This is a genomic window from Micromonospora halotolerans, from assembly GCF_032108445.1.
Lineage (GTDB): Bacteria > Actinomycetota > Actinomycetes > Mycobacteriales > Micromonosporaceae > Micromonospora > Micromonospora halotolerans.
Window position 1 is genome coordinate 4,781,238 of sequence record NZ_CP134876.1, and the last position, 18,801, is coordinate 4,800,038.

Sequence of the window (18,801 nt, forward strand, 5' to 3'; positions counted from 1 at the left end):
TGGCCGGCGCGGCGGGACTGGCACCTCCCGCGTTGCTTTACGCGGCTGCCGGTGCCGCCCGGCGGACGGCGGAGATCAGCATCGTGATCTTCCTCGTGCTGTCCGGATTCGCGGCGCTCTCCGGCTGGGTACTCCGGCGTCGGGCGAAGGTGCTCCACCGTGGTGAGGTGGCCCACGAGGACCACCGAGTCCGCCGTGGCCACCGGCAAGTCGACGAGCGGCTGAACTGACGAGCGGCTGAACTGTTGACCAGGCCGCATGACCAGCGCCCGGTCCACACCTCGCAGGCCCGCCGCCCGCGCGGGCGCACCTCCGCCCGAGGAACCGAGGAGTAGGTCGACGGGAAGCGGGTACCGCGACCGGGCCGGCCTGGAGCGGACCGGTGACGACTGCCTTCGCGAACGTCGAAAGGTCGAGCCTTGTTGACACCCAGGATCGGGCAGAAGGGCGGCGGCACGCCGGGACGGTCCGGTCGGCCGATCCGACCCATGACGCGGCTCGCCACCGCAGGGGTCGCCGCGCACGTCTTCTTCGAGCTCGGGGCCGGAGTTGGCATGCCCACCGCCTCCATCCTGGGACCGGTGCCCGCCGCCGGACTGTGGGCGCTTGGCGCCGCCACGGTCTGGCGGGCAGCGGGTAGCTACCCGCCCTCCAGCGACGCCGCCTTTGCCGCCTGCAACGGAATCGGGCTGGCCGCGGTGATCGCCCACCTGCAGGGATGGCCGCGTGAGCGCGGCTATCTCGGCCTGCCACGGCTGCGCGAGTGCGAGGGTATGGGACCGGAGCTCATGACGTTCTACAACCCGATCCTCTACGTGTCCGGCGGAGCGGCGGTCGCCGGGCTGGTCTGGGAGAACCGCTCGGCACCCCGCTACCTCCCGCTGCTGGCGCTCGCCCTCGTCCCGATGCTCATCGTGCTGCAACACGCCGAACACCTGCGGCTCAAGGACCTGGCGCAGCGGCGGCCGGGCTGGTGGAACCGCAGACTCCAGCAACAGACCGATCCAGCCATCGCCTGACGCGCACCCGACGTCCCGAGACGGGCCATGCCTGGTCCACACGTCTGGGAGGGCTCGCCGTCCGCCAAACTTCCGCCCAGAACCAGTGTCGGCTCCGCCTGAAAACCTGACCACGTGGTCCCGGGCGGGCTGAATCTGGACCACCTCCTGTTGCATCGGGAGGTGCTGAGCGTGGAGGACTGGGCGGAGATCCGGCGGCTTCGGCGGTCGGAGGGCATGGCGATCCAGGCCATCGCACGGCGGTTGAAGATGTCTCGCAACACCGTGAAGAGGGCCCTGGCCAGTGACGAGCCGCCGCGGTATCGGTGGGCGGCGAAGGGTTCGATCCGTCGACGAAGCGGTGCACGGCGTCGATGGCGTGCAGGGCGGCCAGCCGCAGCTGGGCCGAGCGTGGCGAGGGGAACAGGGCTCGGGTTGCGTCGGCTTAGCGGCGTCTTAATCGCCCGGACACGCCGGGCACCGGTTTGTGCAAATAACGCAACATGAAGATGATTCCCATAACTGCCCCCACCTGCACGACTTCGTGGACGAACACTGATAGCACCGGACTTGGTACGCTCCCGCGGGCGTCCATCGGGGGCAGCTCCACCAGTCGGCGTAACGTCCACGTCTCCTGGTTCGCCTTACTTCATGAGTCGTCATGCCCCTTGACGTAGACGCCCCGCCCAGGCTCCCCATACACGACGCCTCTGGAGTGCAGCACCAGAAGTGCACGCTGCACAGTTGCAACCGAAACGCTGTAAAGCTCTGAGAGCTGACTGTAGGAAGGAATCTTGGATTCGGGTGGGTGCTCGCCAGTGGCGATGCGGGCGGCGATGTCGTCCGCGATTTGGCGGTAGGTCATTCGTCGGGGCATGTCACTCCTGGGTTGGCGCCCCGATGAGATCACGGGCCCTAGCTCCACTCAACCTCCGACTGACCTAGTGAACTAGGCGCACATGCTCTGGGCGCGAGTGGTGTCTTGTGATCCTGGGTTGGCGCCAACGGCTGAGCATCATTGCCGACGGCGATTCAGTTCGGATCCGTGCGGATCCTCGGATCAGTTCCGATCCAGCAGAGCTCAAGGGTCGGCTCCGGCACTATGTAGCCCGGGTCGGACCCGAACATGTCGATCTGGAGGACCCGGAAGGCGCGTCACCCTCAGATCTGGTTTCGGCTCTCTCGTGCTTCTTCGGCGTTCGATGACAGCACCGCGCCGGGGTCGACAAGACGCAGGCCGACGCCGCGCACCGCCTGGATCCGCAGCGGGCAGTCCAATTCGTCGAGCTTGCGGCGGAGTCGCTTCACCACCGACCACACGTCGCCCCGGCCGCCGAGGTGGTCGTTGCCCCAGACCGCGCGGTGCAGTGACTCGAAGGTGCAGGTGCGGCCGAGTCGTGCCAGCAGTAGGTACCGAAGCAGGTCGTGCTCGAGGGGTGACAGGGGCACGGTGCGCCCGGACCAGGTTGCCACCCGCCTGTCCGAGTCGACCTCCGGGACGATATCAACCGTTCCTATGAGGGCTCGCGAGAGCGGCTCGACGACGCGTGGATGGACTGACGGGGCTTCGGCGGGCGTGGCGCTGCCGACAAGTAGCGACAGGAGCTCCTCCGGCGACGAGACCAGCAGTACCGGAGCATGGCCGGTCACCAGCGACGCCAGGCGCACTCTCTCCTCCGTCGAGGAGGCGATCGCGATGACCACGGTCGCGTCGTCGGCTCCCGGTGGACGTTCCATCCGGACGTCCTTGATGGACTTCTCCCCCCGAGCGAGAGTCATCTTTCTCCTTACCTGTGGCCTACTGCGTTCCGCCTGCGTCGCGGGCCGGATATGGAACACGAGCAGACGCTGGTAGGACCCGGACCGACCCCCCCAAGCCCTCTGGGCGCCGCGCGGATCACGTCGGCTACCCGAAAGGATCATATGAACTATGTGAATGAGCGATCAAGCACAGGACGTGAGCAACTTGCCACTAGCAGCTGCCAAGATTGACAGTTATCGCCGGGGCCATGACGAAGTTGGGCAGAAATTGCCCGTCGGTTCCGGGTGGAGTGTAGGGCTCATTACGCTGGTGTGGCGTTGACCAGCAGCGACACGGCAGGCCGTCGGAACAGTGATCTCGCCGATCTGATCAGGCGACTCGCCGACGAGGAGCCCCTCCTGGCGCTACACCGTCGACCTTGGCTTTTCCTTCAACCTCCGGTGTCCGGCGGGTTGGTCGATCCTGTGTGGATGTGGCCTGTCGTGGAGGCAGAAGACGGCCACCGTTTGATGATCTTCGGGTTCCCTGGCAGGACATGATGATCAAGGACGGTGGCCGTGGCCACGATTCTGGACTACCTGAGCGAGCTCGTCCGGCCCGACACGCCCACGGCTCACCCCGCATCCGTGCTGGCGGGATTGCGTCGGGACTTCTATCAGTGCTTGACCCGGCGGGCGGACGTGTTGTTCGAGCTCACCGACGCGGTGCTGTGCAACAGTCTGGTCGATCTCACGCTGAAGGCCGAGCAGCGGCGTGGTCACCGCGCGCTGTACGACGGGTTGAACCGCGGCCGCGTCGAGGTGCACCGGTTGCGGACCACCTTGAACAGGGTCCCGCCCGCGAGGACGGCGGACGGTCGGATCGCCCTGGCGGCGATGTCAGTAACTGGCTGCGCCCGGACGCATCAACCTCGGCCGACCGGCTGTTCTGCCACGTCTACGGCCGGGCGAAGGGTCAGGCTCAGCTGATTCCCGGCTGGCCGTACTCGCTTGTCGCCGCGCTGGATTCGGGTCCCAGCTGGATCGTGGTGCTGGACGCGGTCCGGCTCGGACCCGCCGATGACGCCACCGCCGTGACCGTCGACCAGCTCCGCGACGTCGTCGACCGCCGCATCGCCGCAGGGCACTGGCGCGACGGTGATCCTGAGATTCTGATCGTCGCCGACACTGGCGACGACATCACCCGACTGGCGTTCGTCCTGGCCGATCTGCCGGTGCAACTGCTGGGCCGCATCCGCGCCGACCGGGTACTACGACTGCCGAAGCCACCCCAACTGCCCGCCAGCACCGGCGGTCCGCCCAAACACGGGCCCGACTTCCGCCTGGACAACCCGTCCACCTGGCCGGCGCCGCAGCGCCACACCACCACCGAGACCAGCCGCTACGGCACCGCCAACGCCTGCAGTTGGGACCGGCTGCACCCGCGGTTGACCCGCCGCACCTGCTGGATCGACCACCACGGCGACCTGCCCGTCATCGCCGGCACCCTGATCCGGCTACAGGTCGAGCACCTGCCCGGCGACCGTGACCCCAAGCCGGTGTGGCTGTGGTGCTCCGCCGTCGGCGTCACCGCCACCGACGTGGACTGGTGGTGGCGGGCGTTCCTGCGCAGAGCCGACCTGGAGCACACGTTCCGGCTGTTCACACAGACCCGGGGCTGGACCCGACCGAAACTGCGTACTTCCGAGGCCGCCGACCGCTGGACCTGGCTGATCATCGTCGCCCACACTCAACTCGGCCTCGCCCGACCCCTCGCCGCGGACCTGCGCCTTCCATGGGAACGAACCACCACACCAGCCCGGCTCACTCCCGCCCGCGTCCGTCGAGGATTTCGGAACCTACGCGCGAAAAGCGCCCTGCCCGCCGGTGCGCCGAAACCCGGCGAGCCGGCCCCGGACGCCCACCCGGCTCCACCAACCGCAGGCCGGCACCCCGCGACGACGTCGGCAAAACCGCCAAACGCGACCTGAGCATCACCGCCCGTAAACAGCGCACAGGTTAAATGTCAAGCTTAGAGGCCGATGCCCGTGACCCAGCCGGAGTCGGTGATGCCCATGGCGTGACAGGATCCATCCTGAGTCGGCCGGGAGCAGCGACGTGAGAGCCACGAGGTGGTCGTCTGCCGTCCACAGCACCGCCCGGTCGCCGGGGTCGGGGACACTTTCCTTGATCGGCGGTCCGCCGAGCGGCGAACCGTCGAAGGAGTTACTGAAGTCGTAGAGCTTCCTGCCGCCGCCGACTCGGCTGAGGGCGGCGGCGTGCCGGGCCTCTGGTGGTCGACGTACGACACGACCCTGCCGACTGCGGGTCGACCTTGTGCCCGGGGCGGGCTTGGGTGCGGCAAGGCCGGCAACAACTCCGCCCTCGTAGGCCACGACCGGTCGAGTGCCATCTGCATCACGTAGGTCTCAGTCGGCTGTGGGCTGGCACTCGCGGTGCTGGTCCCCGGCACGATGGTGAGTCCCATGGGCACTACGCCCAGCGCAACCGGCGCGGTTGTCCGCTGCTGCCAGGTACTAGCGGTTTGGTCGTTCGGGCCACGTGGTCCTTCCCTGCAGGCGGGCCGCTTCCGAATATCCAACGACCGGGGTCGATATGTGCTGCGCGTGCGGCCTCGTGACTTACTCATCGGTCGCCCCTGTCGGAGTCATGCCATGTCGGAGAACCCGCCATCTCGTGGGGTTGGGACGAGGACCCGGAAACGCCGCACGGTTATGACGCGCTGACCATCAGTTAGCCGCGAGTTGACCGGAGTGCTCCCGAGTTGGCCATGCCGCCGGGTAGACCCCCCTGTGCCGCATGATCCATGTTGGTCTATAACCCACGACCGTGGGATGTCGTGCGCGTCCTGTCTCTGCGGCGCGCTAGTACATGGAGGTTCCGTGCATACACGAACCAGGCATGTGAGACGCGCGTCAGTCGTGACAGCGGCTTTCGCGGTTCTCGCGACGGCGATGGCGAGCGCAGTACCCGCGTTCGCCGCGCCGTCGACCACAGCACCGTCAGCCAACCCGGCCGACAAGCTCACCTCGGCCGTAGAGAAGACCCTCACCACGCACGACTCGGCGGACTTCTGGGTGAAGCTGTCGGCGAAGGCCAACCTGGACGCGGCGCCGAACATCGCCGACTGGGGCAAGCGCGGCCAGTACGTCTACGACGCGCTCACCAGCACGGCCAAGACGTCCCAGGCCGACGTGATCCAGCAGCTCGAGGCGAACGGCGCCGACTACGAGAGCTTCTGGATCAGCAACCGCATCCTCGTCGAGGACGGCACGATGGAGCTCGCCAAGGAGCTCGCCGCGCAGTCCGAGGTCAGCCAGATCACCGAGACCACGAAGTTCAACCTCGTCGAACCGGTCAAGCGCGAGAAGGCGCCGGCGAACGCCCCGGCCACGGTCGAGTGGGGCCTCGACTTCATCAACGCCCCTGAGGTCTGGGCCCAGGGCTTCACGGGCGAGGGCATCGTCGTGTCGAGCGTCGACACCGGCGTCCAGTTCGACCACCCGGCACTCGCCGACGGTTACCGCGGTCGGCAGCCCGACGGGACGATCGTCAACGACTACAACTGGTTCGACTCCTCCGGGCGCTGCGGGGGCGGCAATCCGTGCGACGTGAACGGACACGGCACCCACACCATGGGCACCATGATGGGCGACGACGGCCAGGGCAACCAGATCGGTGTCGCGCCCGACGCGCAGTGGATCGAGGCCAACGGCTGCGACACCTGCTCGGACGCCGACCTGCTCGAGTCCGGTCAGTGGATCACCGCGCCGACCCGCACGGACGGCACCGACGCCGACCCGGCGAAGCGGCCGCAGGTCGTCAACAACTCGTGGGGCGCGGTCGCCGCTGGGGCCATCGACGACTGGTACCAGGACATCACCGACGCGTGGGCTGCCGCCGGCATCTTTGGCGCCTGGTCGGCGGGCAACAGCGGTCCCGGTTGCCAGACGACCTCCTCGCCGGGCGCGAACACTACGAACTACTCGACGGGCGCGGTCGACTCCTCGGGCCGCATCGCGTCCTTCTCCTCGCGCGGTCCGGGTGAGGGCGGCGGGATCAAGCCGAACATCTCGGCCCCGGGCGTGGCCGTTCGCTCTTCGGTCCCTGGTGATGGGTACGAGCTCTACAACGGCACCTCGATGGCCGCACCGCACCTCGCGGGCGCCGTCGCCGTACTGTGGAGCGCCGCACCGGCACTGATCGGCGACATTCCGGGCACCTGGGAACTGTTGAACCAGACCGCCCACAACGTCGACGACACCTCGTGCGGCGGCACCGCCGAGAACAACAACGTCTACGGCGAGGGCACGCTCGACCTGGCCGCGCTGATCGACGCTGCGCCGATCGGTGACATGGGCACCGTTGCCGGCACCGTCACCGAGGCCGACGGCGACCCGATCAGCGGGGCGCGCGTGACGGTCGACGGCGAGCACGACCGTACCGTCACCACCGGCACGGACGGCACGTACTCCGCCCGCGTCGCCGTGGGCGCCTACCAGGTCTCGGCCTCGGCGTTCGGCTACCTGCCGTCTGCCCCGACCGGCGCCACGGTCACCGTCGACGCGACCACCACGGTGGACATCGACCTCGAGGCCGCGCCACGCCACACCGTGTCCGGCACCGTCACGGACATCGCCACGGGCAACCCGTTCGTCGGCACCACGGTGAGCATCTCCGCACCGATCGGCCCGGTCACCACCGACGCCAACGGCGCGTTCGCGTTCGCCGACGTGCCCGAGGGCACCTACACGATCTCGATCGAGGGCGGCACCTGCACGAGCGCGTTCTCGCAGGAGGTCGTCGTCGACGGTGACGAGACGGTTACCGCCGAGATCGCCCGTCGGTACGACGACTTCGGGTACTTCTGCACGGTCGGCAGCGACGGGGCCGCCACGGGTGACACCCGGGTGAACCTGACCGGTGACGACGCGGCGACCACAGTGCCGCTGCCGTTCTCGTTCCCGTACTACGAGGGCGACTACGCGACGGCGTACGTGACCACCAACGGCCACGTGAACTTCGCCGGGCTCTCGACCGCATACAGCAACACCGCGATCCCGAACAGTGCCGCACCTAACGCCGCGATCTACCCGCTGTGGGACGACCTGTACTTCGACGCCTCGTCGGGTCTCTACACCGCGACCACCCAGCTCGACGGCGTGGACGCGTTCGTCCTCGAGTTCCGAAACGTCACGTTCTACGCCAACCGCGCCGAGCGGACGAACTTCTCCGCGACCCTGCTGGAGAACGGTGAGATCGAGCTCGGCTACGGGGCGAACTCGGGCGGAGCGGCGGCCGGCAGCTCGGCCACGGTGGGTATCGAGAACGAGAACGGCACCATCGCCCATCAGTTCTCCTACAACACCCCGGCGATCAACGCCGGAATGTCGATCCACTACGACTCCGCGCCACGAGGCACGGTGGCCGGCACGGTGACCGACCGGAACACGGGTGCGCCGATCTCCGGCGCGACCGTGGCGGTCTCCTCCAAGGCCCAGAGCAAGACCGTGACCACTGGAGCGGACGGCACGTACTCGACGTCGGTCCTCACCGGTGGCTACTCGGTCAAGATCACGGCGCCGAAGTATCAGGCTGCCACCGGCTCGGTCATGGTTACCGAGGACAGCACCGTGAGGTTCGACGCCGCGCTGGCCGCGGGCAAGGTGACCATCGCTTCGGACGGCGACACGCACGCCGCACTGCCGATGGGCGGTTCGCACACCGAGGATCTCACGATCACCAACGAGGGCACCGCCCCGGCGTCGGTCGAGCTGGAAGCCCGCAGCGGCGCGTTCGCGCCGCTCGCCACGGGTGCTCTCACGGCGGTGAAGGGTAAGGCGACCGTCCCGGCGTCGGTGGCACCGAAGGGGAAGCTGTCGGCGGCCGGCTCGTCGATGTCGCGTTCGAACGTCAAGGGCGAGACGGTGACGCCTCAGGCGGCGCCGATCCCGGCCGACGAGATGACCATCACGCACTCCGCGTCGCAGGCGATCATGACCGGCAACTCGGCGTCGTGCAACAACGGCCTCACCACCCGGAACAACTCGTACCTGCGGACGTTCACGCTGGCCGACTTCGGGCTCAACGGCCTGGACGTGTCGAGCGTGTCGTTCGGGGTGGAGACGAACCAGGGGAGCCAGCCGCTCACGGTCAACCTCTACACCCTCGAGGGCGAGCTGCGGTACGCCAACATGACGCTCATCGGCTCGGCCGACGCCACGGTCCCGGCCGGTAACGGCACTCTGGTGACGGTCCCGGTCGAGGGCGCGGTTCCGTCCGGTGCCACCCTGGTGGTCGAGGTGAGCGTCCCTGCGGATGGCTACTTCTTCATCGGCTCGAACAACGCCGGCCAGACGGCTCCGTCGTACATCGCCTCGGTGGACTGCGGCATTTCCGAGCCTGCCGACACGTCCTCGATCGGCTTCCCGGGCATGCACATCGTGATGAACGTGACGGGTAGCACGGGCGGCGCTCCGGCGGACTGGGTGTCCTTCGACAGGCCGTCCGTCACGCTCGAGCCGGGCGAGTCGGTCACGGTGGAGGCGACCATGTCGGCCGACGTCGACCAGCCGGGCGCGTACTCCGCCGCGATCGGTGCCAGCACCAACACGCCGTATAGCGTGGGTGAGGTGCCGGTGTCGATGAACGTCACCGCCCCGAAGTCGTGGGGCAAGGTCACCGGCACCGTCACCTCGGCGGCCACCGGCGAGCCGTTGGGTGGCGCCATCGTCCAGGTGACCGGCGGCAAGGGATACCGCCAGACGCTGGTCACCGAGGACGACGGCACGTACGCGTACTGGATCAACTCGACGCTGAGCCCGCTCACGCTGGTCGTCGCCGTCCAGGGCTACGCGCCTGAAACGGCGAAGGTCACGCTCAAGGCGGGCAAGACGGCCACAGCGGACTTCTCGCTCGACCCGCTCCGGTAGCGCGTACACGGGGCGCCGTAGCGCGCGTCCCGTAGCGTGCGTCCTGTACGACGGCGACCCGGTCACCATCCAGGTGGCCGGGTCGCCGTCGGTCATCGAACGGACCTGAACGGCCTGCTCCGCCGGCATCAGGATCAGGGGGCGAGCCGGCCCGGGGAACTCGGCGGGTGGCGTTCGCCGCCCAGGGGAACTCACCCGTCAGCGACGCCAGCGCAGGGGGCCGGGATGGACGGTCCACAGGAGGCGGCGCCAGCGGCGGCGTGCGGCGCGGAGGGCGGCAACGTACGCCGTGGCGAGAGCCGCCGCCCGGTCAGCCTGGGCCGGGGCCGCCGTGCCGGGGGCGAAGGCCACCTGATTGAGCAGGCCGGCCAGTTCATCCACCCCGCCCGCCCGGTCGAGGTGCTGACCCGCAGCCTGTGCGGCCTGGGCCTCAGCGAGGGTGTGGTGGGCCCGCTCGGCGACCTCCGCGGCGGACAGGTCGGCGCCGACCGGGTGGCCGGCCAGCCGCAGCGCGTCGGTCACCTCCCGCCAGGCGCCCGCGATCCGGCGGCCCGGCTCGCCCTGGGCCAGCCGGCCGCGGGTCAGGTTGCGGCGCAGCGCGGCGAGGGTCAGCAGCAGCGCCCCGAGCAGCAGCACCAGGCCGGCGACGCCGCCGCCGACCAGCGCCGGCGTACCCGGTCCGGCCTTCGCGCCGCGCCGGTCGGGGGCGGCCGCCGCGGGCGGCGTCGGTGTGGGCTCCCCGGTCGGCGCGGGCACCTCCGACGGCGGCGGGTCCTCCGGCTTCGGCCGGAAGTCCTCCTCCACCGGGCGCGGCTCCTCGTCCGGGCGCGGCATCGGGTCGAACGGCACCCAGCCGACACCCTCGAACAGCACCTCCGGCCAGGCGTACGCGTCCGCCGCCCGAACCGGGCCGTCCGCCTTCGGCTCGAAGCCGACCACCACCCGCGTCGGCAGGCCGGCCAACCGGCCCAGCACCGCGAACGACGCCGCGAACTGCTCGGACGTGCCGCGCTGCCCGCCGCCGTTGCGCGGGCCGAAGAGGAAGAACGCCAGGTTCGGGTACGCGTGCCCGCTCGGCGCGTCCGCGGTCACCCGGTAGTGCTCGGCCAGGAAGTCCGCGATCGCGGCGGCCCGGGCGTACGGGGCGCCGTTCTCCTCGGCGAGCTGGGTGGCCAGCCGGCGCATCTGCTCCGGCGCCCCGTCGGCGACCCGCAGCACCCGGGCCACCGCGTCGCCGGCCGGTACGTTCGCCGTGCTGATCAGGTTCGTGTCCGGGCGTTCCCGCACCGAGTCGACCGTGTACCGCAGCCCCTGAGCCAGCCCCTCCGGGCGGATCAGCGTCCCGGTCGCCGGGTCGTACGCCACCCGCGCCCCGGTCACCTCGCGCGGCGTCGGCACGGCGGGCAGCAGCTTCCCGGTCAGGTCGGCCACGGTGACCTCCTGGCGTACCGGCTCGGTGTCGGTGTCGGTGCCGGTCGCCGGCTCGGTCGCCGGCAGGATCCGCCCCGCGTTGCGGTAGGTCGCGCCCACCCGCCAGGTCACCCCGTCGTAGTCGCTGAGCACCGCCAGCCGGATCCGCGGCGGCCCGGCGTCCGTCGCGCCCGCCTCGGTGCGCACGTCGAGCAGCTTCTGGTCGGGGTTGAGCGCCCAGCCGGAGATCCGGATCAGCGGGTTCTCGTCCAGCGACTCCACCTGCGGCGGCTCCACGTAGCGGCGCGGGTCGACCGGCCGGTCGTCCACCCGGCAGGCCACCACCGGGGCGACCAGCGCGGCGAGGGCCACCACCACGGCCACCCCGGCCGCGCTCGCCGCGAGCAGCCGCAGCCGCACGGCCGCGCGCACGGCGGGCGCCAGGCCGGCCACCGGATCCGCGCCGGCCGGGTCGGCCCGCCCGCCGGGCACCGCCAGGCCGACGGCGGCGACCGCCGCGAACAGCACCGTCGGCCCGACCGCCGGGCCCGCGTTCGGTCCGACCACGTACAGCGCGCCGGCGTAGAGCAGCATCGGCGGCAGGTAGCCGAGCAGCACCCGGCCGGCCCGCAGCGCCACCTCGGCGGAGGCCAGCCCGGCCAGCCAGGCGGCCACCACCGGGACCAGCACGGTGTCCGGGGCCGGCTCGACCGGGATCATCGCGGTGAGCAGCCGGGGGATGGCGTTGCGCGCGGCGTCCGCCGCCACCTCGCCGAGGCCGCCGGGCAGCGCCGCGTGGGCGGCCGCCAGCCGCAGCGACAGCAGCGCCCAGCCGGCCAGGGCGGCCACCGACAGCGGCGCCACCAGCCAGGATGGCAGCCGCCGGGCGGCCACGCTCACCAGCACCGAGCCGACCGCCGCGCCGGCCGTCAGGCGGGTCAGCAGCGGGTCCGCGTAGACCCGGCCGAGCACCACACCGGCCAGGGCGATCATGACGATCAGCGCCAGCGGCACCGGCACGGCCCGCAGCACCCGCGCCACCGGACCCGGATGACCGCCGCCGGCCGGCCCGACCGGCGCGTCGACCGCCGGGCGCGGCGGGGTCACGGTCACCACCGGCGGATCCCGTCCCACTCGGCGGCGAACTCGGCGCCGTCCGCCGCGTCCACCACCACCAGGCCCGCCGCGCCGGCCGCCGTCGGCTGGGCGGCCCCGAACATCCCGACCACCACCGACGGGTACGCGCGGCGCAGCGCGCCCACGTGCCCCAGGTCGCCGCGGGCGCCCGGCCCGGTGAGGAAGACCAGCGTGTCGCCGAGCCGGTCCTGCCGCAGCCGGCTCAGCGCGGTACGCAGCACGTCCTCCCCGCCGTCGGCCAGCTGCACCGCGGCGAGCCGGTCCAGGGGGCCGCGCGGCGTATCCAGTCCGGCGTGTCCGCCGCCGTGCGGCGACCCGGAGCCGTCGCGCGAGACCTCGCGCCCGGCGCGTCTGCCGCGGCGCGGCGACCGGGCGGCTTCGGCGCTTCCGGCCGGCTCCTCGGCGGCGGGCGCGACCAGCAGCAGGCTCACCGGCAGGTCCTCCCGCGTCGCCGCGGCCACCACCGACGCCGCCGCCTCGCACCCCGACTCGAACGACTCGGCCACCCCGGCGTCCCGGTCCGGGTGGGCCACCGCCCGGTTGTCCAGCACCACCACGAGCCGGGGCAGGCTGGTGTCCACGTTCTCCCGCACCATCAGCTCGCCCACCTTGGCGCTGGTCCGCCAGTGCACCCGGCGCAGCTCGTCGCCGACCACGTACTCCCGCAGCGAGTCGAACGTGATCGAGCCGTGCGGCACGCTGTCGGTGCGCCCGTCCAGGCTGCGGCCGGCGCCGGTCGGCACCGCCGACAAGGGATGGATGCGCGGGTGCACCCACACCGGCGCCGGCTCCCCGTACGCGCGGGCCAGCGCCACCAGCCCGAGCGGGTCCCGGCGGGTCACCCGCAGCGGCCCGACCGGCACCACCCCCCGGCGGCGGGTCGGCACCGGATAGCGCACCTCGGTGTCCCGCCCCGGACGCAGCCGCAGCAGCGGCACCGGCACCAGCCGGCCGCCGCACCGGTCCTCGGCCACCAGGTTCGCCGCCCGCAGCCGGCCCGTGTTGCGCACGGTCAGCACCATGGCCGCCGGCTCACCCCGGGCCACCCGGTCCGGGTCGGCCACCCGCTCGACCGTCAGCCGCGGGCGCCAGGCGGCCGTGACCAGCGCGTACCCGACCGCGACACCGGCCGCCGCGCCGAGCACGGTCAGCTCCGGGTACGCGTACCGGAAGCCGACCCCCAGCAGCACGACGGCGGCGACGAGCAGCCCGACACCCCGGGCGGTGATCCCCACCGGTCAGCCGTGGACCGAGGCGGGCTGGCCCGACGGCAGCGGCACCGGCACCGAGGCGACCGCCTGGCGCAGCACGTCGGCGGGGGTCACCCCGCGCACCTGCGCGTCCGGGGTGAGCAGCAGCCGGTGCGCGAACACCGGCTCGACCAGGGTCTTCAGGTCCTCCGGCATGATCCAGCCCCGCCCGTCGATCAGCGCGTACGCGCACGCCGCCCGGGTCAGCGCGATCACGCCCCGCGGGCTGACCCCGACCCGCACCTGCGGGTGGGTGCGGGTCGCCGCGGCCAGCCGCACCGCGTACGCGTAGAGCGGCTCGGCGATGTGCACCCGCCGGGCCATCTTCACCATCTCCCCGACGGTGGCCGTGTCGGTGACCGCCGTCAGCGAGTCGGGGGAGCGCAGGGTGGCGCCGCGCAGCACCTCCACCTCGACCGCCTCGTCCGGGTAGCCCACGGAGAGCTTCACGAGGAACCGGTCGAGCTGGGCCTCGGGCAGCCGGTAGGTGCCGTCCATCTCCACCGGGTTCTGGGTCGCCACCACGAGGAACGGCTGCGGCACCGGGTGGCGTACGCCGTCCACGGTGACCGTGCGCTCCTCCATCACCTCCAGCAGCGCCGACTGGGTCTTCGGCGACGCCCGGTTGATCTCGTCGGCGATCACGATGTTGGCGAAGACCGGCCCCGGGTGGAACTCGAAGCCCCGGCTGGCCTGGTTGAAGATCGTCACACCGGACACGTCCGAGGGGAGCAGGTCCGGGGTGAACTGGATGCGCCGCCACTGGCCCTTGACGGTCGCCGCGACCGCCCGGGCCAGGGTCGTCTTGCCCACCCCGGGCACGTCCTCCAGCAGCACGTGACCCTGGGCGAACAGGGCGGTCAGCGCCAGCCGGACCACCTGCGGCTTGCCCAGCACGACCGCGTTGACGTTCTCGGCCAGCCGGGCGGCCAGGGCGGCGAAGCCCTGCACCTCCGGCTGGGTGAGCGGTTCGTGGGTGTTCACGTGCGGGTGCTCCTCGGTGCGGCGCGGTCAGCAGGTGGGCAGGAGATTGATGTTGTCGCCACCCTCCAGGTTCAGCCAGGCCCACGGGATGTAGTTCTTGCCCGAGTACTCGACCTGCACCCACCAGGTGCTCTGCTTGTTGTCGTTGTAGATCCAGGCGTCCACGCTCTTACCCTGCTTCTTGCAATAGGCCTTCAGCCGGGTGCCGGGCTTCGCCCAGCCGACCTGCTTACTGTTGAGCTGCTCCGGCACCGAGAAGATCTCGTTGCCGTTGCGGCCGTCCACCTCCGCGTCGCAGTACGTGCGCTGATCGCCCGTCGGACCGTTGTTGCAGGTGGCGATGCCGTAGAGCGCGTCCGTGCTCTGCGCCTGGCTGCCGGTGCCCTTGCCGGCCGCGTTGGACGCGGTCACCGTCACCGTGTAGGCCGTGCCCGGCGTCAGGCCGGTCACCCGCAGGCTGGAGCAGCTCCCGCTGGCCGTCTTGCCGCCGGTGGCCGCCGTGCAGGTCGCCCGGCCACCGCCCGCGTCCACGGTGAACGTCACCGTCACCGAGGTCGCGTCGGCCGAGGAACCGGTCATCGTGACCCGGGGCGCCGCCACCGTGCGGGCCGTCGTGCTGGCCTCCGGGCCCGGGCCCGCCTCGTTGACCGCCTTCACCTTGACCGTGACGTTCTGCCCGTCGCCGAGCCCGCCGATCGTGGTCCGCACGTCGGTCACCTCGGTGGTCTTCCCGGCGGCCTCCACCACGTACTTCGTCACCGGGCGGCCGTTCTCCACCGCCGGCGCCCACTGCACCGCGATGGTGCCCGGCTGGTCGGCCACCGTGGACGCCTGCAGCTCGGTCGGCGCCTTCGGCACGGTGAACGGCACCACCGTGTTGCTCACCGGCGAGGCCTTGGACCCGGCGCCCTTGTCGCTCACCGCGATCACGGTGAAGGCGTACTGCGTGCCGTACTCCAGCTGGCCGGCCGGGATGACCAGCTCGGTCTTCGGCGACTCGCCGGCCGGGGCGGTCGCGCCGGCCGAGCTGGCGGTCACCGCGTACTTCGTGACCGTGTTGCCCTGGCCGTTGGCCGCCGGCCACTTCACCAGCACCGTGCCGTCCGGCCGGGCCTCGGCCGTGACACTGGCCGGCGGGTCCGGCACGGCGGCCGTCGGCGTGACCGGGTTGCTCTTCCGGGCCGGCCCGTCGCCCTTCGCGTTCACCGCGTGCACCGAGAACGTGTACGTCTCGCCGTTGGTCAGCCCGGTGATCTCCAGGGCGCGCTGGTTCGCACCCACCTCGTGGCGCTGGCCGGCGCCCTCCACCACGTACCGGGTGATCTCGGCCCCGTTCGACGCGGCCGCCTGCCAGCTCACCCGCGCCGACGCGTTCCCCGCGGCGGCGGTCACCCCGCGCGGCGCGCCCGGCTTGCCCACCTTCGGCTTCTTCGGCGGGGGCGGCGGCGGGGCAACCGGCGGCGGGTCACCGCCGAGCACGTCGTTGGCGTACTTGTTGACCTCGCGCACCTGGTTCCGGTCGTCCACCACCTGCGCGGTCGACGAGTTCGGCGGGTTGATGAAGAGATGGTTCTCGCGGACCTCCAGCTCCATCGGCCCCGGCCGTCCGGACCCCTTGATGGTGTCGACGAGCTGCCCGTTCGCGTCGAAGGAGTAGACCGTGCCGGTGGTCTCGTCGGCGCAGTAGAACCGGCCCGCCCAGGCCACCGCCGGGCTGAGCTCCCCGCCCGCGCCGGGCACCGTGAACCGCTGCACCTCGGCGGCGTCGCGGACCACGTGCACCTTCCGCTCGCCGCTCACCGTGACCGGCACCTGCGGGCCCGTGGTGCGCGTCGGCAGGCTGGCCGGGGCGGTCATCGTCAGGTTGGCCCGCTGCGTCTGCCCGGCCCGGACCGTGACCAGCGAGGCGGAGGTGCGGTCGAGCACCGCCACACCGTCGTCCAGCGTGGACACCACCAGCTCATGGGCGGGCTCCGCCACCTCATACGTTTCGACCCGCTTCGGGCTGAGCCCGGCAGGCGGCGCGGCGCCCGGGGTGGCGGGCAGCTCGGCGGCGGTGACCGCCGAGACGGTGCCCTCGCTCGGCACCGCGATCCACAGCCGCCCGGCGCCGTCGAACGCCCCGCTGGTGATGCCCGGCGGGTAACGCACCGGCTCGCCCACCGGCGTCAGCGCCCGCGGGTCGAGCTGCCGGACGATGCCCTGCACCGCGTCGACGACGAACGCCGCGTCCTCGTGCAGCGCGACGCTCACCCCGAGGCCCGGCGCGGTCGGCGTGGTCGCGGTGATCTGGAGGGTCGCCAGGTCCAGCGAGCTGACCTGGCCGGTGTTCAGGTCGCGCAGGATCAGCAGCCGGTCGGTCTGGGCGACCTGCATCTGGTGCCGGCGCCCGCCGGGCACCTCCATCCGGGTGTCCACCCGGGCGGTCACCCCGTTCACCCGGGCCAGCTCGCTGCGGCTGGTGCTCCACAACCAGGACGACGCGTCGTAGTTGGCCACCGCGTTGTCGGCGGCCCCCAGCCCGAGCACGGTCAACCCCATGGCGGCCAGCAGCGCCGCCACGGTGCCGATGGTCACCAGCCCGCCCCGCATCCGGGACCGGGGGCGGGCCGTCTCCGGCCCGGTGCTCGTGACGCTCTCGATGGTGGTCACTGGCGGATGCCTCCCCGCGTCGGTGGGGGAGGGCGGCACGCGCGGTCGACCCTCCCCAGAGCCGGGAGCCATCATAGGGGCCGGCCGAGGCCGGTGAAACCCGCACCGTCCCCCTGTGGACACCGAGCGTGTCGTGCCGGCCCGTTCAGTTGGGCGTCGTACCGCCCTCCCGATCGGTGCACACCTGACCCGAGGTGGCGTAGTTGTCCGTCGAGTAGACGGCCAGCACCGTGAAGCAGTAGTCCAGCTTCGGGCTCAACCCGTTCACCGTGTAGCGCGTCTGCCCGGCGTCCACCGTGGCCATCACCCCCAACTTCTGCCCGGCCCGCCCGCCGGCCACCACAAACGGCACGCCGCCGCCCGTCGGATCCGTCCAGGTGACCGTGATCGTGGTGGTGTCGTCCTGCAACCGCAGCTCACCCGGCGGCGGACCGCTCACCTTCGGCTTCGCCGCCGTCGGCGCCGGCGCGGGCGGCGGCGCCGGGTCACGGTTGAGCAGCACCGCGCCCACGCCCACAGCGGCCGCCACCGCGAACACCACGATGCCCGCCACCAGGGCCACCACCGTCCGGTTCCGGCCGCGCGCCTCCGGCTCCTCCGCCACCGGGTACGCGGCCGGCTGGTGGAACGCCGGCGGGACCGCCGGCCAGGCGCCCTGGCTCGGGTACGGCTCCGGGGCCGCCTGCTGCGACTCGGGAAACTCCAGCAACCCGTCGTAGACCGGCAGCGCCGGGGGTGCCCCGTCCCCGCTCTCCGGCGCGGGATCCGGGTCCACCGTGCCGGGCTCGTCCACGACGGGCTCGGGACGAGGATCGCCGGGCCGGTCGAGGGCCTGCGGCGGGGCGGCGCTGCTCCACGGCGGCGCGGTCATGCTCCACGGCGGCACGGGCGAGGCATTGACCGGCGCCGCGGCGGGCGGCCCGCTCACCGGCGGCGGATAGCCGGACGGCGCGCTTGCCGGCGGGCCGCTGGCGGGTGGCGCGCTGAAGGGTGGGCTGCTGGCGGGTGGCGCGCTGAAGGGTGGGCTGCTGGCGGGTGGTGCGCTGAAGGGTGGGCTGCTGGCGGGTGGTGCGCTGAAGGGTGGGCTGCTGGCGGGTGGTGCGCTGAAGGGTGGGCTGCTGGCGGGTGGTGCGCTGAAGGGTGGGCTGCTGGCGGGTGGTGCGCTGAAGGGTGGGCTGCTGGCGGGTGGTGCGCTGAAGGGTGGGCCGCTGCCGGGTGGTGCGCTGAACGGCGGGCCGCTGGCCGGCGGTGCGCCGAACGGCGGGCCGCTGGCCGGCGGTGCGCTGGACGGCGGGTTGCCGCCCGGCGGGATGGCGAAGGGCGTGCCCGGTCCGCCACCGGCCGGGGGAGCGCTGACCGGCGGGGGTGGAGGCGGCACGGCGCTTCCCTGCGGCGGCGACGCGGGACCATCACCGGGCGGCGGCAGGGGTGCCCCGCTGGTCGGCGGTCCGCTGACGGGCTGCGGCGGGAAGGGCGCCCCACTGACCGGCGGGGTCACCGGTCGCTCGCCGACGGACGGCCCGGCGAGCGCCGCTCCCGCGGTGGGTGGCGGGGCCGGCGGACCGCTCACCGGAGGCGCGGTCACGGGAGCGGCGGGTAGCGGGGCTGGCGCAGCCACGGGGGGCGCGCTCACAGGCGAGTTGCCCGCCGGGGGCGCGCTGACGGGCAAGTTGCCCG

At 72.1% G+C, this 18,801-nt stretch carries 9 protein-coding genes and 2 pseudogenes; 4 read left to right on the forward strand and 7 right to left on the reverse strand.

Annotation, left to right across the window (positions count from 1 at the left end; genetic code table 11):
* Window positions 1-488 precede the first annotated feature (488 nt).
* Window positions 489-1,019, forward strand: a complete 531-nt coding sequence (locus RMN56_RS22600; protein ID WP_313719523.1) for a hypothetical protein — start codon at window positions 489-491, stop codon at window positions 1,017-1,019.
* Window positions 1,020-1,190: 171 nt separating this feature from the next.
* Window positions 1,191-1,331: pseudogene (locus tag RMN56_RS22605) on the forward strand (helix-turn-helix domain-containing protein); the annotation flags it as partial.
* A gap of 316 nt (window positions 1,332-1,647) precedes the next feature.
* Here the strand turns inward: RMN56_RS22605 and RMN56_RS22610 are convergent.
* Both RMN56_RS22610 and RMN56_RS22615 read right to left on the reverse strand, forming a co-directional pair.
* Window positions 1,648-1,875: a winged helix-turn-helix domain-containing protein gene (locus RMN56_RS22610; protein ID WP_313719524.1), complete on the reverse strand. Its 228-nt coding sequence runs from the start codon at window positions 1,873-1,875 to the stop codon at window positions 1,648-1,650.
* A gap of 284 nt (window positions 1,876-2,159) precedes the next feature.
* Window positions 2,160-2,735, reverse strand: coding sequence for a winged helix-turn-helix domain-containing protein (locus RMN56_RS22615; protein ID WP_313719525.1), 576 nt, complete (start codon window positions 2,733-2,735; stop codon window positions 2,160-2,162).
* 603 nt (window positions 2,736-3,338) lie between these two features.
* Here RMN56_RS22615 and RMN56_RS22620 point away from each other — a divergent pair.
* Both RMN56_RS22620 and RMN56_RS22625 read left to right on the forward strand, forming a co-directional pair.
* Window positions 3,339-4,761 (forward strand): annotated as a pseudogene (locus tag RMN56_RS22620) (NF041680 family putative transposase).
* Between the two features lie 919 nt (window positions 4,762-5,680).
* Window positions 5,681-9,691 carry a carboxypeptidase regulatory-like domain-containing protein gene (locus tag RMN56_RS22625; protein ID WP_313719526.1) on the forward strand — a complete coding sequence of 1,337 codons (4,011 nt, stop codon included), beginning with the start codon at window positions 5,681-5,683 and terminating at the stop codon, window positions 9,689-9,691.
* A 198-nt stretch (window positions 9,692-9,889) separates the two neighbouring features.
* On the opposite strand, the gene RMN56_RS22630 is transcribed toward RMN56_RS22625, so the two are convergent.
* The 5 genes from RMN56_RS22630 to RMN56_RS32730 form a co-directional block, all read right to left on the reverse strand.
* On the reverse strand, window positions 9,890-12,235 hold the full coding sequence (locus RMN56_RS22630) for a transglutaminase TgpA family protein (protein ID WP_376787221.1): 2,346 nt from the start codon (window positions 12,233-12,235) through the stop codon (window positions 9,890-9,892).
* Entirely contained in the window at window positions 12,211-13,473 is a 1,263-nt protein-coding gene (locus RMN56_RS22635) for a DUF58 domain-containing protein (protein WP_313719527.1), read from the reverse strand. Before RMN56_RS22635 ends, RMN56_RS22630 begins: the two co-directional genes overlap by 25 nt.
* Window positions 13,474-13,476: 3 nt before the next feature.
* Window positions 13,477-14,472, reverse strand: coding sequence for an AAA family ATPase (locus tag RMN56_RS22640; RefSeq protein WP_313719528.1), 996 nt, complete (start codon window positions 14,470-14,472; stop codon window positions 13,477-13,479).
* A 27-nt stretch (window positions 14,473-14,499) separates the two neighbouring features.
* A complete protein-coding gene (locus RMN56_RS22645; RefSeq protein WP_313724837.1) occupies window positions 14,500-17,064 on the reverse strand; it encodes a fibronectin type III domain-containing protein in 2,565 nt (854 codons plus the stop codon).
* A gap of 205 nt (window positions 17,065-17,269) precedes the next feature.
* Window positions 17,270-18,052, reverse strand: coding sequence for a fibronectin type III domain-containing protein (locus tag RMN56_RS32730; protein WP_376787331.1), 783 nt, complete (start codon window positions 18,050-18,052; stop codon window positions 17,270-17,272).
* Window positions 18,053-18,801 lie beyond the last annotated feature (749 nt).